This window comes from Pseudomonas reinekei, assembly GCF_001945365.1.
Taxonomy (GTDB): domain Bacteria; phylum Pseudomonadota; class Gammaproteobacteria; order Pseudomonadales; family Pseudomonadaceae; genus Aquipseudomonas; species Aquipseudomonas reinekei.
Map to the genome: position 1 here is coordinate 1 of NZ_MSTQ01000025.1, position 18260 is coordinate 18260.

18 protein-coding genes are annotated in these 18260 nt (G+C 59.3%); 12 read left to right on the forward strand and 6 right to left on the reverse strand.

Annotated features, from left to right (window positions below; genetic code table 11):
- Positions 1–133: transposase (locus BVK86_RS26340; RefSeq protein ID WP_139315740.1), on the reverse strand; the 133-nt coding region annotated here is incomplete at its 3' end.
- A 350-nt stretch (positions 134–483) separates the two neighbouring features.
- Between BVK86_RS26340 and BVK86_RS26350 the strand changes: the two genes are divergently transcribed.
- Positions 484–858: a hypothetical protein gene (locus tag BVK86_RS26350; protein WP_075949167.1), complete on the forward strand. Its 375-nt coding sequence runs from the start codon at positions 484–486 to the stop codon at positions 856–858.
- A 417-nt stretch (positions 859–1275) separates the two neighbouring features.
- Positions 1276–2901 (forward strand): methyl-accepting chemotaxis protein, encoded by a 1626-nt coding sequence (locus tag BVK86_RS26355; RefSeq protein ID WP_075949168.1) that lies wholly within the window; start codon positions 1276–1278, stop codon positions 2899–2901.
- Between the two features lie 43 nt (positions 2902–2944).
- Here the strand turns inward: BVK86_RS26355 and BVK86_RS26360 are convergent, their stop codons facing one another.
- Both BVK86_RS26360 and BVK86_RS26365 read right to left on the reverse strand, forming a co-directional pair.
- Positions 2945–4255 carry an ATP-binding protein gene (locus BVK86_RS26360; protein WP_075949169.1) on the reverse strand — a complete coding sequence of 437 codons (1311 nt, stop codon included), beginning with the start codon at positions 4253–4255 and terminating at the stop codon, positions 2945–2947.
- The gene (locus BVK86_RS26365) at positions 4252–4992 is read right to left on the reverse strand and encodes a response regulator (protein WP_075949170.1); all 741 of its coding nucleotides are present in this window, start codon (positions 4990–4992) and stop codon (positions 4252–4254) included. Before BVK86_RS26365 ends, BVK86_RS26360 begins: the two co-directional genes overlap by 4 nt.
- 305 nt (positions 4993–5297) lie before the next feature.
- Here BVK86_RS26365 and BVK86_RS26370 point away from each other — a divergent pair, with 305 nt between their 5' ends.
- The 4 genes from BVK86_RS26370 to BVK86_RS26385 all read left to right on the forward strand — a co-directional run bounded on the left by BVK86_RS26370 (position 5298) and on the right by BVK86_RS26385 (position 8275).
- Entirely contained in the window at positions 5298–5561 is a 264-nt protein-coding gene (locus tag BVK86_RS26370) for a DUF2790 domain-containing protein (RefSeq protein WP_075949171.1), read from the forward strand.
- Positions 5562–5610: 49 nt separating this feature from the next.
- A complete protein-coding gene (locus BVK86_RS26375; protein ID WP_075949172.1) occupies positions 5611–5865 on the forward strand; it encodes a hypothetical protein in 255 nt (84 codons plus the stop codon).
- Positions 5866–5946: 81 nt separating this feature from the next.
- On the forward strand, positions 5947–7173 hold the full coding sequence (locus BVK86_RS26380; protein WP_075949173.1) for a cytochrome c biogenesis protein DipZ: 1227 nt from the start codon (positions 5947–5949) through the stop codon (positions 7171–7173).
- Positions 7174–7462: 289 nt separating this feature from the next.
- On the forward strand, positions 7463–8275 hold the full coding sequence (locus tag BVK86_RS26385; RefSeq protein WP_075949174.1) for a class I SAM-dependent methyltransferase: 813 nt from the start codon (positions 7463–7465) through the stop codon (positions 8273–8275).
- Between the two features lie 62 nt (positions 8276–8337).
- On the opposite strand, the gene pcsA is transcribed toward BVK86_RS26385, so the two are convergent.
- Positions 8338–9060 (reverse strand): phosphatidylcholine synthase, encoded by a 723-nt coding sequence (pcsA, locus tag BVK86_RS26390; RefSeq protein ID WP_075949175.1) that lies wholly within the window; start codon positions 9058–9060, stop codon positions 8338–8340.
- Positions 9061–9320: 260 nt separating this feature from the next.
- On the opposite strand from pcsA, the gene BVK86_RS26395 reads away from it, so the two are divergent.
- Positions 9321–10073, forward strand: coding sequence for a tellurite resistance TerB family protein (locus BVK86_RS26395; protein WP_075949176.1), 753 nt, complete (start codon positions 9321–9323; stop codon positions 10071–10073).
- Between the two features lie 339 nt (positions 10074–10412).
- Positions 10413–13010: a DNA ligase D gene (gene ligD, locus BVK86_RS26400; RefSeq protein ID WP_075949177.1), complete on the forward strand. Its 2598-nt coding sequence runs from the start codon at positions 10413–10415 to the stop codon at positions 13008–13010.
- Between the two features lie 52 nt (positions 13011–13062).
- Here the strand turns inward: ligD and BVK86_RS26405 are convergent, their stop codons facing one another.
- Together BVK86_RS26405 and BVK86_RS26410 are read right to left on the reverse strand one after the other, a co-directional pair.
- Positions 13063–13737 carry a DUF3313 domain-containing protein gene (locus BVK86_RS26405; RefSeq protein ID WP_075949178.1) on the reverse strand — a complete coding sequence of 225 codons (675 nt, stop codon included), beginning with the start codon at positions 13735–13737 and terminating at the stop codon, positions 13063–13065.
- 395 nt (positions 13738–14132) lie between these two features.
- A complete protein-coding gene (locus BVK86_RS26410; protein ID WP_075949179.1) occupies positions 14133–14534 on the reverse strand; it encodes a hypothetical protein in 402 nt (133 codons plus the stop codon).
- Positions 14535–14725: 191 nt separating this feature from the next.
- Between BVK86_RS26410 and BVK86_RS26415 the strand changes: the two genes are divergently transcribed.
- From BVK86_RS26415 to BVK86_RS26430, 4 genes are all read left to right on the forward strand, one after another.
- Positions 14726–15055: a hypothetical protein gene (locus BVK86_RS26415; RefSeq protein WP_075949180.1), complete on the forward strand. Its 330-nt coding sequence runs from the start codon at positions 14726–14728 to the stop codon at positions 15053–15055.
- Between the two features lie 229 nt (positions 15056–15284).
- Positions 15285–15701 (forward strand): organic hydroperoxide resistance protein, encoded by a 417-nt coding sequence (locus BVK86_RS26420; RefSeq protein ID WP_075949237.1) that lies wholly within the window; start codon positions 15285–15287, stop codon positions 15699–15701.
- Between the two features lie 188 nt (positions 15702–15889).
- Positions 15890–16807 carry a LysR substrate-binding domain-containing protein gene (locus tag BVK86_RS26425; protein ID WP_075949181.1) on the forward strand — a complete coding sequence of 306 codons (918 nt, stop codon included), beginning with the start codon at positions 15890–15892 and terminating at the stop codon, positions 16805–16807.
- 262 nt (positions 16808–17069) lie between these two features.
- Positions 17070–18257 carry an aromatic ring-hydroxylating oxygenase subunit alpha gene (locus BVK86_RS26430; protein ID WP_173668843.1) on the forward strand — a complete coding sequence of 396 codons (1188 nt, stop codon included), beginning with the start codon at positions 17070–17072 and terminating at the stop codon, positions 18255–18257.
- Positions 18258–18260: the final 3 nt, after the last annotated feature.

An 18260-nucleotide genomic window follows, 5' to 3' on the forward strand; every position in this document is an offset into this window, starting at 1 on the left:
CCCATCGGCGCAAAGCAGACTCGCCGACACCAAGCGAGCGGCTGGCCTCAATGAAGCTGTAATCCTGCTTGAGAACGAGGTCGGCAGCCTCGCGTTTGAACTCAGGGGAAAAGGTACGGCGTTGTTTAGTCATCTGACACCTCGATCTGGCGAGCATTCTCGCCTATATGGGTGTCCGGTTTCATTAGACCACTACACATTATGAAAAACATGGTGCCGAATTCGCTGCTATGAACAAAGAAGAGTATCTATTGATAGCCCGAGACGTCGTGAATCAAGACACCCGTGTGAATTATCAATATAAGGGTGAAATCCGAGGAGGATATCTACAGCTGTTGGGTAACAATCGAAGGAGTGAGGCGAAATTTGCATTTGTGGGGACAAACGCAAACCAAGAGATCACGACGTTGCATACGAAAAGCGGAAAGGATTTCTGGAGGGCAATATACGGTGACGGGAAAGATAAGGTGGTGAGGCCCGCCGATGACTAAAAAATATGAGGCTCTTGTAGTCGAAGTTGATGAGGTTGTCGAAGAGGCAATGGTCTTGCTCGTTGAGGGCATGCTTGTCAAATGCTTTGCAAGCTACTGCCCGTTTGAAGTTGAGGTAGGTAAACAGTACCTGGTTGAGTTCGAAATGGTCTTGCCTGAAGGCAGTTGTGTCTTGGCGGCAAAAGGGTGCGATACAAAAGTTGAGATGATTGGCTGCGGATTTTCTTGTGTTATTTCTGGATATTTGGACGGGGATGTCTTCCGATCATTTATTGATTTTATGGATCAAGAAATTCACTACGAGTACCCACATCTGAATGAGAGTTATATAGAGGTTATTGCGGAAAGGATTGATGTTGCTTTTTGAGCAAGAGTGGCGAAATTTCCAGACAACGTCCTAGGGGATTTCCTTCAAGTTCTAGCGGTTTTCATGAACGGGTGCGCGATGGGTCAGAGCGATAGTCTTTATGAACCTAATCCTTTAGATCCGGAAGCTTCCACAGGTTCTATCTCGTTCGGGAAAGTTGTGCAGGGCAAGAAAGCCTCTGGGAGTCACTGAATTTCCTGTACGGGCGTGCCATGTGTTTCACCATTGAAACATCTCTAACCCTTTGAAAATTATTTGCTAAATCCGCGCAATAAACCTCAAGCCTGGCCGATATAACCACCAGGCGCAGACAAGTTGATTACAACAATGGCGCCGGCCTGAAGGGGGGGGCTCCAATGCCTGCCTTTCAGAAAAACGGCATGGACGCTCGCAGCCACATCACCCGAGTATCGTCCTATGTCATTGCGTAATCTGAATATCGCGCCTCGCGCGTTCCTCGGTTTTTCCTTCATTGCCCTGCTGGTCATCGTGCTCGGTGTGTTTGCCGTGAACCGCATGACTGTCATCCGCGAGGCCTCCATCGACATGGAGTTGACGCAGCTGCCCAGCGTCGGTTATCTCGGCAACATGACCGAAAACGTCCTGCGCATGCGCATCCTGTCGTTTCGGGTGTTGGTCAACCGTGAGCCGGCAGCATTGCAGGAAGCGCAGACGCGCATCGCTGTGCTGGTCGACAAGCTGCGCAGTGCGCAAGCCAGTTACGCCGCGCTGCCGGCCGGGGCCGAAGAGGCGCAGTTGTACAAGACGTTCACCGCCACGCTGGACAGTTACATGCAAGCCCAGACCCAGATGATGGAGCTGTCGCGGCAGAATAAGCTCGATGAAATGCGCTCGCTGATCAACACACGGATCAAGAACGGCACCGATCAGATGGGCGAGCAACTGAACAAACTGGTGGCCCTCAATACGGCCGATGCCAAAAGCGCTTCGGCCATCGCGGGTGCCAACTACGACAGCGCCATCACCGGCATCGTCCTGGTCGCCGTGATTGCGGCATTGTTGACCGTGCTGTTGGCCTGGTTGTTGACCCGCAGCATCGTCACGCCGCTGAATCGCGCCGTACTGGCGGCCCAGACCATTGCCGAGGGCAATCTGAGTAAAGTCATCGACGTCGATGGCAAGGACGAACCGGCACGGTTGCTCGGCGCCCTGGCCACGATGCAGGCCAGCCTGCGTAAAACCATCGAACAGATCGCCGGCTCCGCCACGCAACTGGGAACTGCCGCCGAAGAACTCAGCGCGGTAACTCAGGACGCGTCCCGTGGCCTGCAGCAACAGAACAATGAAATCGAGCAGGCCGCCACCGCCGTCAACGAAATGACCGCCGCCGTGGAAGAAGTCGCGCGCAATGCGGTATCGACCTCCGAAGCTTCGAACCAATCGACCCAGGCCGCCCGCGAAGGCCGGGACCGCGTGGTGGAAACCGTCGATGCGATTCAGACCATGACCCACGACGTGCACAACACCTCGTTGATGATTGAAGGCCTGGCGACCCAGGGACGTGACATCGGCAAAGTGCTGGACGTGATCCGTGCCATCGCCGAGCAAACCAACCTGTTGGCGCTGAACGCGGCCATCGAAGCGGCCCGAGCCGGTGAAGCCGGTCGTGGGTTTGCGGTGGTGGCGGACGAGGTTCGGGCGTTGGCCCATCGCACGGCGCAATCGACCCAGGAAATCGAGAAGATGGTTGCCGGGATTCAGAACGGCACCGGAGAAGCGGTGGCGTCGATGCAGCAAAGCAATCAACGCACCCAGAGCACCCTGGAACTGGCCCGGGCCGCCGGTGTGGCGCTGGAGCAGATCACCGAGTCGATCCATTTGATCAACGAGCGCAACCTGGTGATCGCCAGTGCCTCGGAGGAGCAGGCGCAGGTGTCTCGTGAAGTTGACCGCAACCTGGTGAACATTCGCGATCTGGCCACGCAGTCCGCCGCCGGCGCCAACCAGACCAGCACCGCCACCCATGAACTGTCACGTCTGGCGGTGGATTTGAATGCGCTGGTGGCGCGGTTTGTCATCTAAGTTGTGCCGCTGATCTGCAGGGGCCCGCGGGCCCCTGCAGGGATCAGCCGCGCAGTTTGAGCTCGGCGCACAAGCCTCCGCCTTCACGATTACTTAACGTCAACGATCCCCCGATCGCCAACGCCAGTTGCTGTGCAATCGCCAGCCCCAACCCGGTGCCGCCGGTGCTGCGGTTACGCGAGTTCTCCACGCGGTAGAACGGTTCCATGACCTGGGCCAGTTCCGCTTCGGCAATGCCCGGGCCGCGGTCCATGACTTTTACCGACACGCTGCCGTCGGCTTTCTTTTCGACCTGCAACTCGGCGGCGCCAGCAAATTTCAGGGCATTGTCCGTCAGATTCACCAATACCCGGCGCAAGGCGTGGGGACGGGTGTCGATGACGGTGGCGCTTTTGCCGCTCAGTTGGACTTCCTTGCCCACGTCCTGGTAGTCGAACACCAGGCTATCGAGAAACGAGTCCAGGTCAGTGCGGCGACTTTCTTCGGTGGCGCCGTGGACGCTGCGGGCATAAGCCACGCCTTCGCGCACCAGGTGTTCCATCTCGCCGAGGTCGTTCCACAGTTTTTCTTTCTCCACGCAGTCATCCATGAACTCGGCGCGCAGCTTCATCCGTGTGATCGGCGTTTGCAGGTCATGGGAAATCGCGGCCAGCAGTTGCATGCGCTCTTTCAGGTAAGCGGCGATGCGTGCCTGCATGGCGTTAAAGGCCCTGGCGGCGTTGGCCACTTCGGTCGGGCCTTTTTCGTCCAGCAGCACCGGGTGGGTGTTGGGGTCGAGGTTGTCCACGGCTTCGGCGAGGCGGGTGAGGGGGCGAATGGCGATGCGTACGGCCAGCCAGGTACAGGCGATCATCAGCGCCAGTTGGCCGAGCAGGACGATGGGCAGCCAGGGCGACAGCGGTACCATCGCAGGCCGCACATCGATGGTCAGCGGGCTGCCGTCCGACAGTTTCAGGTGCACCTGAAAGTGCTTTCTCGGCCCCGGAATGTCGGTGAAGGTCATCGGGTAATCCTTGCCGATGGCGTCCTTGATCGAAGCCATTGCGATCGGTGCGCCGGGCATGTCCATGTCCATGGGGCTGCCGTTGGCGCCTTCACCCAAGAGATAACCGTAGTTGGCGCGTTGCAACTGCTGCAGCCAGGCCATGCGCTCGTTGGCCGGCAAGCGGTCAAGGATGGCAATGGATGTCGAGACGTCGGTTTCCAGGTTGCCGAGCATGGTGTTTTTCGCGCTTTCGTAGCGCTCGTAATACTGCGCACCGAAGGACAGCGTCTGGGCGAGGATCAGGCCGATCAGGAAGATCAGCGACAGCCGTGAAGCCAGGGTGCGGGGCCAGCGCATCGACAGGTTCATGCTGGCGCACCGACGATTTCTACCGGTAGTGAAAACACATAGCCCTCGCTGCGCACGGTCTTGATGTAGGCCGGTTCCCGGGCATCGTCCAGCAGTCGCTGGCGCAGGCGGCTGACCAACAGGTCGATGGAGCGATCGAACAAATCGGCGTCTCGGCCCTGGGTCAGGTTGAGCAGCTGGTCGCGGTTGAGCACCCGCTGCGGGTGATCGAGGAACACCCGCAGCAGGCGGTATTCGGCACCGCTCAGGGCCACCATGGTGCCGTCACCGTCGAGCAGGTGACGGGCCGAGGTGTCCAGCTTCCAGCGCCCGAAGGCCAGCAGGCGACTGCTTTCGGTGACCACCAGGTTGGGTGGCAGCATCCGCGTGCGGCGCAGCACGGCGTTGATCCGCGCCAGCAATTCGCGGGCGGCGAACGGCTTGACCAGATAGTCGTCGGCGCCCATCTCAAGGCCGATGATGCGGTCGGTTTCATCGTTACGGGCGGTGAGCATCAATACCGGCGTGGCCTTGTGTTTTCCCGAGCGCAGCTCGCGGCAGAGCATCAGGCCATCGTCGCCCGGCATCATGATGTCCAGCACGATCAGGTCCACCGGCGTGGATTCGAGGAAGGTCCGCATCTGCCGGCCATCGGCAACGACGGTGGTGCGCAGACCGTTCTTCTTCAGGTAGTTGCCCACCAGTTCGCGGATCTCGCGGTCGTCGTCAACGATGAGAATGTGGTCGACGTGTTCCATGGGTCTTGCCTCTGTTGGTGGGGGATGTCGCACAGTCTACCGAGCCTTTTCCTGCTCGCCCGCAGCGGTTTGTATTGCAGTGTATCTGGCTCGTTGGCGGATACACACAGACGTAAAAAAGCGATTTCCCCAGGGTTTTGTATCGCACTGTATCCCGGCCCGGCTCAGATACTTTCCGATTTATCCGCGCCTGTTCCCGACACATGCGGGATACCTCGCAGGCTTTAAATAGGTTCCATCGAGGCAAGCCCAACCGCCTCTGCCCAAAAAACGATTGACCCTATCCAGACCTTGAGGAAAACACCATGAACACCAAAGCCGTCTACGCCGCTTGCCTGTTTGCCGCCCTGAACATCTGCACCTTGTCGGCCCGTGCCGAATCCGATGTCAGCGCTAAACCCTACACCTACGGGACCCACCTGGACATCCAGAAAGTGGTGTCGTTGAAACAGGACGCTTCGCCTTCCTGCGGTGTGGTGGATGCCCAACTGACCTACCTCGATTCCAAGAGCAAAACCCAGGTCCTGGACTACCGCAAGATTTCCGATACCTGCAGCTCGGACAACTGAGTCCTGCGATCCGCCATTGCTCATCCCCTTTGAAACGAGGCACCACACCATGAACAACGTCAGCCGATTCTTGACCGCCTTTGCCTTCTCCGTCGCCGGCGCCGCCGCGCACGCCAATGCCGCTGTAGAGCAAAGCGCCTGTGGCAGCAGCACCTGCTTCCAGTTGACACCGGTGGCGCAGAAGGGCGGTGAGGGTTTCCTCGCCGAGGATGGTTACAGCCGAACGCCGCAGGGGCAGGTCGTTGCCGAAAACGGCTCCAGCCACACGCCGCAGGGCAAGTGGCTGGATGGTCAGACGGCCTGACGAACAACACCGAACTTGTGGCGAGGGAGCTTGCCCCTCGCCACAAGTTCGGTGTTTGTCCCACATATTCAAGGTGATCCCATGTTCCTAATCGCATTTCTGGGCGGCATATTGACTGTCCTCAGCCCTTGTATCCTGCCGGTCGTGCCGTTCCTGTTCGCTGGTGCCGACCGCTCCCGCTCCTCGATCCTGCTCACGCTGGGCGGCATGGCCGTGACCTTTGCCCTGGTCGCCAGCCTGGCGGTGGTCAGTAGCGAATGGGTCATTCAGGCCAGCAACGCCGGCCGCCATGTGGCCCTGATCGTGATGGTGCTGTTTGCCCTGTCGCTGATTTCCGCCCGGGTCGGCGACTGGTTGACGCGTCCGTTCGTGCTGCTGGGCAATCGTCTTGACCCCAACAGCCGCAACGTCTCCGGCCCGCTGGGTTCACTGATGATCGGCGTTGCCACCGGTCTGCTCTGGGCGCCGTGCGCCGGACCGATCCTCGGGGTGATCCTGACTAGCGCCATGTTGCAAGGCGCGAACGCCGGCACCAGCCTGTTGCTGGTGGCGTATGGCGCGGGCAGTGCGTTGTCGCTGGGCATTCTGATCTTCGCCGGTCGCGGCCTGGTCAATCGCCTGAAACCCTCGATCCCGGTCACTGGCTGGCTGCGTCGTGGCGCCGGTGTCGCGGTGCTGGCCGGGGCGGCGGTGATCTCCACCGGCGCGGATAGCGTGCTGTTGGCCAATACCTCTTCGCAAGGTGTCAGCAGCGTTGAAAAAGGCGTGCTGGAAACCGTGCCGAAAGTTGTCGATTACTTCGTCAGCAAGGTCAAGGCCGAGTCCATGGACAACGCTCAGGGGGCCATGCCATCGCTCAACGGTGCCGTGCAATGGATCAACTCTCCGGCTCTGACCAACGAGTCGCTCAAAGGCAAAGTGGTGCTGGTGGATTTCTGGACCTTTGACTGCATCAACTGCAAACACACCCTGCCGTACGTGAAGGACTGGGCGAAGAAATACGAAAAGGACGGACTGGTGGTGATTGGCGTACACACCCCGGAATACGGCTTTGAACGAATCATCGACAACGTCAAGGACAAGGTGAAGGAATACGGCATCACCTACCCGGTGGCAATCGACAACAACTACGCGATCTGGCGCAACTTCGAGAATCAGTACTGGCCCGCGCATTACCTGGTCGATGCCAAGGGCCAGGTGCGTTTCACCCACTTCGGTGAAGGTCGCTACGACGCCCAGGAGAAGATGATCCAGCAACTGCTGGAAGAGGCCAAGGCCGACGCCAAGGCCACCACTCCGGCGGCTTGATCCCGCAAATCAATGGCTCACAGGTCTCGCACCGTGGGCCATTGCGCGGTTCTACTGACTACGCCGTCACGCCGCTGGCGGCGCTCCCTGTTCGCGACGAAATGTCTGGTTGAAACCGCCGGACGACCGGACAAGGTCGCCCGACGATCGGGCAGGACAGCAGCGGCCGGTAGCGCGATAGTTGACGCACAGGGTCTACCGGCCCTGGCATGTGAACATCATCGATCCCACCCTGGCGCAATAATCGCCCGTCGATCACCGTTCAGTGCGCCAAACAGAGATTGTCTCCATGAGCACACCCATTGATCTTACTGCCTTGAAAAACCGCCAGATGGTCGCCTGGGCCAGTGGTGATTACGCCGTGATCGGCACCACCTTGCAGATCGTCGGCGAGCAACTGGCCGAGGCGTGTGACCTGCTGTGCGATGAGCAAGTGCTGGATGTCGCGGCCGGTAACGGCAACGCGACACTGGCTGCGGCGCGTCGCGGTTGCCAGGTCACGTCCACCGACTATGTGGCCGCACTGCTCGAACGCGGCGAAGATCGCGCCCGGGCGGAACGTCTGAATGTGACGTTCCAGGTGGCCGATGCCGAAGCGCTGCCGTTTGACGATGGCAGTTTCGATGCCGTGCTTTCGACCTTCGGCGTGATGTTTACCCCGGATCAGGCCAAAGCCGCTTCGGAACTGGCGCGGGTCTGTCGACCCGGTGGGCGGATCGGCCTGGCCAACTGGACGCCGGAAGGTTTCGTCGGTCAGATGTTCAAGACCCTCGGTCGGCACCTGCCACCACCCCCCGGCGCGCAACCGCCGTCGCAGTGGGGCACTGAGGCCTGGGTGCATACGCACTTTGACGAGCGTAACTTTCTGGTTCAGGTGACGCGCAAGATGTTCAATTTCCGCTATCGCAGTGCCGGGCATTTCATCGATACGTTTCGAATGTGGTATGGGCCGGTGCACAAGGCGTTTGCGGCACTGCCACCGGACAGTGGCCTGGCCCTGGAAAATGACCTGGCGGATCTGATCAACCGTTCGAACCGGGCGGGGGACAAGTCGCTGGTGGTGCCGAGTGAATACCTGGAAGTGGTGATCACTCGGCGCTAGAAAAAGCGATGAAAAACCTGTGGGAGCGAGCAAGCTCGCTCCCACAGGGAATTTGCATAGCATTACTTATGCCGCGATCCATCGAACCACTCCAACGCCGTGCGCCAGAAGCAGATCCCCAGAAAATACGCCGACATCAGCAACCAAAGCCCCATCACCATTGGGTTGATCTCCGGATGATTGATCACCAGCGACAAACTGCACAGCAACCAGGTCGCGGTCACGGCAATGTTGATCGGCATGAAGCGACGCACGCGGAATGGATGCAGGAATTTCATTCGGGTCAGCGTCAACAGGGCCAGACCAATCACGGTGAGGAAAGTGATCCACGGTGAGGGAGCAATGATGTACAGGCACAAGGCGACCACGTTCCACGCGGCGGGAAAGCCTTGGAAGTAGTTGTCCTTGCTTTTCATATTGACGTTGCAGAAACAGAACAGCGACGACACCAGAATGAGCGACACGGTCAGCAACAGCGTGTAGTCCGGCAGCGGGATGTAGCGATAGATGAACAGCGCCGGAATGAACACATAGGTCAGATAGTCGATCACCAGATCGAGAATCGAGCCGTCGAAACCGGGCAGCACTGCTTGCACATTGACCTTGCGTGCCAGCGCACCGTCCAGGCCGTCAACGATCAGGGCCACGCCCAGCCAGAGCAGGCAGTTGGTCGGTTGGTTATCGAGCAGGGCCAGTGTGGCGAGGAAAGCGGTGACCACGCCAGTGGCGGTGAATCCATGGGCACCCCAGGCTTTGAGCCTGGCGATGTGTAGGGTCGATATCACGGGGGCGTTCTCCAGAAAGTGAAGCAAGCCAATCAATGCCCTTCATCAGAGGACGGCGGCAAACCGGGTCGGGTTGCAGTTATCGACCGGGTATCCGGGAATAAGGTTCACCGCCCATGAATCTTAGCCAAGCCTCGATAAAACACCCCGGGCAAATACACGCGGCTGATTTGCCGGGCGTCAGCCAAACGGTGGTGGCGCATTTACAGGTGAGGTCTATCGTTGCCTGACGGATCACTCCCTTCGATGAGGACGTCGTCATGAACACCAGCGATCTGCTCGAACAATTACTGCGGGCCGGCCAGGGCTCAATGTCGCGACAGGGCGGCGGCGGAGCCTCGGCACAAGGCTGCCTCCGCGATCTGGGCGGATTGCTCGGGGGGCTGCTGGGTGGCGGTGGCGGCGTCAGCGGTGCCGGGGCAGGTGGAATGGGCGGGCTGGGTGGCTTGCTCGGTGGCTTGCTCGGAGGTGGTGCGTCGCCGATGGGCGGCGCGCCGCAGTCGCGATCCGGTGGTGGCGCCAACTACGCGGCGCTCGCGTCGCTGGGGATGATGGCATTCCAGGCCTATCAAGCCTGGCAACGCAGTCAGGCTTCGCAGCAACAACAGGCGCCGCAACAGGCCATGCGCACGGTGGACATGCTGGCCGGGCCGGAAGTCGAAGAACACAGCCATGCGATCTTGCGTGCATTGATTGCTGCGGCCAAGGCTGATGGCCGGTTTGACGATGCTGAGAAGGCGATGATCAACAAACAAATCGCCAGCCACACTGACGACCCGCAGTTGCAGCAGTGGCTCGACGATGAAGTCGCCAAACCGCTGGACCCCAATGAGGTGGCTCAGTCGGCAACCGATCCTGGCATGGCCGCCGAAATGTACCTGGCCAGTGTGATGCTGGTGGATGATCAGCAGGATGCCGAACGCCGCTATCTCGATGAGTTGGCGGCAGCGTTGCACATTGATCCCGAGTTGCAGGTGCGTCTGGAACAGCAGGCCAAGGGCGGGGTTGCTTGATTTTGTACCCGTGAGGACCAGCGGCGCCTGCCAGGAGGCCATCGCGGGCAAGCCCGCAGGTACCGGGGTTGTCCACAGAATCTGTTACCGCCACCTGTCTCTGTGGGCGCTGGCTTGCCAGCGATGAACGATGACGCGGTCAACACTGCCGGTGAATCCGGTCTGCGGGAGTCCAGCGGTGCCCTCTGAGTATATTTCCTCAGCCGCAAGCTCGATGCGGCCGAGAGGCCCGTCTGTCCGGGCAATTTCAACGCCGATGGAATTTTTGCCCTGACGCTTTGCTCTGCTGAGTTAAGGGATAGGCTGATTCAGCGCCCTGCAGCGATCCGCAGGTGAGCCATGAATAAAAACCTCGATGACTACAATCGTATGCGCGATTTTTCGGCGACGTCCGAGCCGGCTGCCGTCAAGCGCACCGGCAGGAAACCTGCCAAGGATCATGCGCTGCAATTCTGCATTCAGAAACACGACGCCTCGCGCCTGCATTACGACTTCCGCCTGGAGCTCGACGGTGCGCTCAAGAGCTGGGCGGTGCCCAAGGGCCCGTCGCTCGACCCCAAGGTCAAGCGCCTGGCAGTGCACGTCGAAGACCATCCCCTGGACTACGCCACCTTCGAGGGCAGCATCCCCGAAGGTCACTATGGCGCCGGCGATGTCATCGTCTGGGACCGTGGGGTATGGATCCCCCAGGACGACCCGTCCAAGGCCTACGAGAAGGGCCGTCTCAAGTTCGAGCTGCAGGGCGAGAAACTCGGAGGGCTGTGGAACCTGGTGCGTACGCACATGCCGGGCAAGCAGGAGCAGTGGTTTCTGATCAAGCATCAGGATGGCGCGGCGCGGCCCGAAAGTGATTACGACGTGGTGAGCGCCGAGCCCGACAGCGTCATCAGTGAGCGCACCATCGTGGCCAGGACACCCAAGACGAAAAAAACCGCCAAGCCCAAACCCATCAAAAAATTGGCTGCCCCGGTGAGGGGAAAATCCGCGCCGCTTACCGGCGCGCACAAGGCCAAACTGCCGGATCAGATCAAGCCGGAACTGGCGACGCTGGTGGAAAAAGCCCCGGACGGCCAGTGGAGCTATGAGGTCAAGTTCGACGGCTACCGGATCATGGCGCGCATCGACCACAACGAGGTCAAGCTCTTCACTCGCAACGGCCACGACTGGACGCACAAGTTGCCCGAACAGGCCAAGGCGTTGGCCGGCATGGGCCTGGAATCGGCATGGCTCGACGGCGAAATGGTCGTGGCAGACGAGCAGGGCGTACCGGATTTCCAGGCGTTGCAGAACGCCTTCGAAGCCGGTCGCAGCGCCAACATTCTTTATTACCTGTTCGACATGCCTTACCTCAATGGCGTGGACCTGCGCGAAGTGCCGGTCGAAGAGCGAAGGGCTGCGCTGGCGACCGTGCTCAAGGCCAGCAAAGACCCGCTGCTGCGCTTCTCCGACGCGTTTGGCGAAGATCCCCAGGCGTTGCTCAACAGCGCCTGCCAGATGCGCATGGAAGGCCTGATCGGCAAGCGTCTCGGGTCGCCCTATGTCTCTCGGCGCAGCAGCGACTGGATCAAACTCAAGTGCAAGCATCGTCAGGAGTTCGTGATCGTCGGCTTCACCGATCCCAAGGGCACGCGCAGCGCGTTCGGCGCCTTGTTGCTGGGCCTGCATGAGCGCGACAGTGGCAAGTTGCGCTATGCGGGCAAGGTCGGCACCGGGTTCACCGAAGCGACGCTCGACAGCCTTCATCAACAGCTCAAGCCGTTGCAGACCAAAAAACCGTCGGTGGTCAATCCGCCCACGGGCGTCGAACTCAAGGGCGTGCACTGGCTCAAGCCTGAACTGTTGGCCGAAGTGGCCTTCGCTGAAATGACCAAGGACGGGTCGGTGCGTCATGCGGTGTTCCATGGCCTGCGTGACGACAAATCTGCCCGGGACATCACCGAGGAGCGAGCGACTGCCGTGAAAACTGCCTCCGCGAAAAAACCTGCCACCCGGTCATCCGCCGTAGCCAAGCCGAAGAAAGCCGAGCCGGCGCCGTCACAGATCGGCCTGGAGGAGGGCAAGGTGCGCATCACCCACCCCGATCGGGTCATCGATGCCAGCAGCGGCACCACCAAAGTGCAACTGGCTCAGTATTACGCCAGCGTCGCCGAGTGGATTTTGCCGCAACTCAAGGATCGCCCGGTGGCGCTGGTGCGGGCGCCTGACGGTATTGCCGGCGAACTGTTTTTCCAGAAAAACGCCGAGCGCCTGGCGATTCCCGGCATGACGACCCTGGATCAAAAGCTCACGGGCCAGCCGATGATGGTCATCAACAACGCCGAAGCGCTGATTGGCGCGGTGCAGATGAGCACCGTGGAGTTTCACACCTGGAACGCCACGTCCGACAAGCTCGACAAACCCGATCGCTTTGTACTCGACCTCGACCCGGACCCGGCCCTGCCGTGGAAACGCATGGTCGAGGCGACCCAGCTCACTCTTTCGGTGCTGGATGAACTGGGGCTCAAGGCGTTTCTCAAGACCAGCGGTGGCAAGGGCATTCACCTGGTGGTGCCGTTGACCCGCAAGCTCGGTTGGGATGAGGTCAAGGATTTCAGCCACGCGATCGTCAGCCATATGGCCAAGTTGCTGCCCGAACGTTTTTCGGCGGTGTCGGGGCCGAAGAATCGGGTGGGGCGTATCTTCATCGATTACCTGCGCAATGGCCTGGGGGCGACGACCATCTGCGCCTATGCCGCGCGTACCCGCGAAGGCATGCCGGTGTCGATGCCGATTTTTCCGGAAGAGGTCGAAGCGCTCAAGGGCGGTAACCAGTGGAATATTCACAATGCCCATGAACGCTTGGCGCAGGTGGGGGATGGGCCGTGGGCGGACATGAAGAAAACCCGGCAGACCATTACGGCCGAGATGCGCCGACGGGTCGGGATGAAGAAGACCTGATGCCCCTGCAGGAGCTGCCGCAGCTTGCGACAGCTCCTGCAGGGGCAGCGTATTACTTGATGAACGCCTGGAAGTCATTCCCCAGCTTGTCGATCGCTGCCTTGAAGTCCTGGGCAGTGATTTTCTGTTTGTCATTTTCCAGCGTGGTGCCAAAGATTTTACGTACGGCCTTGGCTACGGTTTGATTGTTTTTGGCGTCGATGAACTCAGCCTCGATATACAGTTCGGTGTTTTCATCCCGAATACCCGTAGCGGCGGACACACCGCCGACGACCGCCGCGATGGGCACCACTTCATACCAGTGCATGCCTTCAGGCGAGGCACTGACGCCGGTGATCGCTGCCCGCATGACCAAGGTTTTGGCCCCGGCCGGCGCAGCACTTGGGCTGGAAACCACCCGGTACTTCTGCCCCAGCGTGGTCTTGGCCTTGTTGCTCATGTAGTTCTGAATGTCGGCCAGCGTCTGCTGGTTGACCCGCTCATTGGGCTTGGGTGCCGGGTACATTTCCAGACGGGTGAATGCCACCGTGTCGTAGGCATTCGGGTTCCACGACGGGCTTACCCAACGCATGGCTGTTCCGCCGCTGGGCGTTTCAACTTGCTGCAGATTGTTGTAGTTGGACAGGTAGCCGGAGTACTGATCCTTCTCGGTGACTTTCGACGTACAACCACCGAGCAACAGACTGGCCAGGGCAGTGCCGACGAGCCATTTACGGGTCAGGTTCATAGTGTTGTTTGCTCCTTGGATAAGTTGTTTTTTCTTGAAAACAATCAGAAACGCCAAGTCATGATTCCGGGCACGGCTTGAATCCAGGCACGATCAAATAACCCGGAAACTCGATTGCCCGATGAGGACTGGGTCTGCATACGGCGAGCAATGTGGAGGTGGCTAAAGCCAATGGTGTGAAATGCATGGCGTCAGCACCTCAACGTCAGTTCCTGGCAACACTTTTTAAGTTGTCTCACGCAAAGAGCGTAGGTTCGAATTGCAAAATCGCCAGTACGGATTGGCTGCGGACAGGTCTGCGCTTCAGTGGCGGCTCATCCCTGCCACGGGCCATTGTCGGCCTCGTAGAAGGCGTACGTATGATCGACGGCGACGGGGAACTTCAGAATGGGCTATCACGCGTCCCGCAACAGGTCGTTGGCGTTGAGGACTTCGTAAGCGATTTCCGGGCGTTTTTCCATGGCGCGGCGGATCGCCGCCGGGATCGCTGCGCGAGTCTTGCGGCACAGCCCGGGCAGCTCGCCGACGTGAATGCCGATGCCGCGCATGGTGCGCACTTCGTTGAAGCTGGGGACGATGTCGACGCGGATGCCCAGTTGCTCGAGCATTCGCCGTTGCAGATGCTCCAGGTCCTGAAGGCTAGTCAGGTTTTCCAGGCGATCGATCAGGCGCTTTTCTTCCGTACGCGTCAGAAACAGGATGCGCACGTCCGCTCCCGGGGTTTCGAGCAGCGGGTCACGCCCGCAATCGCAGGCGCCGGGCGGGCAGGGTTGGCGGATCGGAGCAGAGGTGTTCATGGGGTCCAATCATAGAGCGCAGTGCTTGAATTTGCCCATAGGGTTTGAGCATGTACAGCCGATCCCCTTTAGGCGTGAGCCCGTCCGCGAGGGTGGGTCAGCTTTTCGGCGATAAGGCATTTTGCTGGCCCCCGGATTGTTCGGTTGTCGCCAGAATCGCTTCATTTTCAGTCGGTTAGGGTGGGTATTTGATGCGCAATATCTGGGTCGCGTTGATCTCGTTCAGCATGGCGGGCCTTGCAGTTCCTGCCGAGGGAAAGGAACTGAAGGCCGGTGATACCTACATGTGCAGTTGGGGCGCGGGTACGGCGGCTAGAGCACAGGAACTCAAGTTGTCCGGGGTTTCGCTGTATGCGGCGCGGCAGAAAATCCAGTCGTACAAGTTTGCCAAGTCGTGGATGCGGATGATGGCGATGGGGATAACCGAACAAACGTATGACAGCCCGACGCGGATGAAGCCAGCGGCGGTCCGGCAGAGTTTTTACGATGATTGTGTGAAGTATAAGTTGGCGCGTAAGTGATGGTTTTTTAGTCTGGCGCCTGTTCATTTTTTTGCTTAACGGCCACTCAGGGTTTCGCTTTCACTGCAAATCCCTATGGCAAACGCCGCGCAGAAGCCGGCTTGACCCTCGTCGAATCTACTGCCTCATCGACTCACACCGTCTATATTCAATGACTGGCATCAAGCCTGAACTTCGTTTTCCGATTCACCTGAAATTGCTTGAACCTCAATCCAATCAGGAGATCATCATGACCCACCTCGACAAAGTCTTGTACACCGCCAAAACCCACACCACGGGCGGGCGCGACGGCGCATCAAAAAGCTCTGACGGCATTCTCGATGTCAAACTGTCATCCCCTGGCGCGGGCGGAGGTGGTACCAATCCGGAGCAGTTGTTCGCCGCCGGCTGGTCTGCCTGTTTCATCGGTGCGATGCAGGTCGCGGCCAAGGAAATGAAAGTTGCCTTGCCCAAGGATGTGGCCGTTGACACCGAAGTCGACCTGGGCACCAACGAAGGCGGCTACCTTTTGCAGGCGCGGCTGAATGTGAGCCTGCCGGGGCTGGACCGCGAGACCGCGCAAAAAATTGTCGAAACCGGGCACCAGTACTGCCCGTATTCGAAGGCCACGCGCAATAACATCAATGCGGTGGTCAAGCTCGTTTGAGTTGAAATGAAAAAAGGTCTTGGCGACAGATTTCAGGGAGCAACATCGCCAAGGCCTGAAGGGGGTCAAGTCACGGGAACGCCGATGCATCTCAACCGTCCTCGACATGTCCACAGCCGCTGTCCACCTCCAGCAACAGGGGCTAATATGCCGCGATAAAACCACAATAACGACGTGACCTGCCTTGTATGAAAATCCATCCATTACCGCCACTTAATAGTCTGGTCGCGTTTGAAGCGGCGGCACGTCATCTGAGTTTCACTTTGGCTGCGCAAGAGCTGAACGTGACGCAAGGTGCGATCAGTCGGCAGGTTCGACTGCTGGAAGACTACCTGGGCAAGGTCTTGTTCGAGCGTACCACCCGGACGATTCATCTGAGCCCGGCTGCCGTTCAATACTATGAAACGGTGCGTGCTTCATTGCTGCAAGTGGCACAGGCCACCGGTGAGATTCGCCATTGGCAGGGCGCCGAACAGGTGACAGTCGCCACCAGTACCGCCATGGCGTCGTTGTGGCTTTTGCCGAAAGTGTCCGAGTTTCAAAGGGAGAACGAAGAAATCGACCTGCGGATCATCGCCCATGACCAGGTCAAGGATTTCTCCCGTCTCGATTGCGACCTGGCGTTGTATTACTGCAAGACACCGCCAAGGGACATGCAGGTCACGCCCTTGTTTTCCGAAGAGGTTTATCCGGTTTGCAGTCCTGCCTACCTGGCCAAGTATCCTGACTTGAACAAGCCAGAGGACCTGGTCGCCTGCACCTGGCTTTTTCTCGATGACCCGCAACGCGACTGGATTGGCTGGCCGGAGTGGTTCCGCAGCCAGGGGCTGAAAAACGTCGAGCCCAAACGCCGGATCAACATCAACAGTTACTCGATGCTGATCCAGTCGGCCATCAGCGGACAGGGCATTGCACTGGCCTGGTCCAACCTTGTCGATGATCATCTGCAGAGCGGCGCGCTTATCCGTCCACTCGATACCGTACTGAAAACCGATGCGCAGTTTTGCTTGCTGGAACCCTTGGCACGCGGGGGGATGCGGCAAAGCGTGAAACGTTTCCGTAGTTGGTTGTTGAACCAGCTTCCACCCGCCGAGGACACCCGGTAACGTCGCAGCCCCGCCTGAATATCCACCACCAGTCGCCCGGCATTTTCGATGCCGGGCGATTTTTTTTGCCTCGCGTCAATGCGCGTCAAAAACCTGCACCAGCCCTCAAGCCGGCCGCCAATACTTATGACAATAAGTCATGAATCGCGCCGGAAATATCGTTTGTCGACACCCCCTCCGTTTTCCCAAACTGGCTGCCAGCGGACCCCGGGCCTATGCGCCCGCCGATCATCCAAACCGTGCCCAGCAGGGGAAAACAATAATGAGCAGCATCCAGCAAATTCCTGTGCATCATCTCGAAACCGTCCTCAATCCGATCCATGAAGCGACCGGCCTGAGCAACGAGTTTTACACCGAGCAACGTTACTTCGAACTTGAGCGCGATCAGGTCCTGGGCAAAACCTGGGCCTGCGTCGGTTTCGCCAGCGACCTGGGCAAGGCCGGTTCGGTCAAGCCCATCGACTTCATGGGCCTGCCGTTGCTGTTGATGCGCAACCGCGAAGGCCTGGTGCAAGTGTTCCATAACGTGTGCAGTCACCGCGGCATGAAGCTGGTGGAGGAGGCCGGTGAAGTGCAGGGCGTGATTCGCTGCCCTTATCACTCCTGGACTTACGACCTCAACGGCGGGTTGCGCGGCACGCCTCACGTTGGCGGCATCGACCAGCACAAAGACGAGCGTTTCGCCTGTGAAAAACATGGCTTGAAAGCCATCCGCAGCGCGATCTGGATGGACATGGTGTTCATCAACCTGTCCGGCGATGCGCAGCCGCTCGAAGACATGCTGGCGCCATTGACCCAGCGCTGGACCCAGTTCCTCGGTGAAGACGGCATGAGCCTGCTGCGCCGTCGTCCCGGTCATGACGCCACGACGCTGGACATCAACTGCAACTGGAAACTGGCCGTCGAGAACTACTGCGAGGCCTATCACTTGCCGTGGGTGCACCCGAGCCTGAACTCGTACTCGCGCCTGGAAGATCACTACAACATCATTTTTGACGAGCACTTCGCCGGTCAAGGCAGCTATGCCTACAACCTGTCGGACGTCGCCGGCACGCACTTGCCGACTTTCCCGGGCTGGCCGCTCGACCGTCTGAAAAATGCCGAGTACGTCGCGTTCTTCCCTAACGTGTTGCTCGGCATCCAGGCTGACCATGCCTTCGCCATGCAGCTGGAGCCTGTTGCACCGGGACGCACCATCGAGCACCTGCGCCTGTTCTACGTAGGTGATGAAGCCGCAAGCAGCGAAGAGTTCAGCGCTTGCCGCGATGCGATTCTGGAATCCTGGAAAGTGGTGTTCGCCGAAGACATCAGCTCGGTGGAAGGCATGCAGAAAGGCCGTCATTCCCCCGGCTACAAAGGCGGCGCGTTCTCGCCGGAAATGGACATCCCGACGCACTTTTTCCACCAGTGGGCTGCACGTCAGTTGCTCGCCACCACGCCGTCTGCCTGAGGA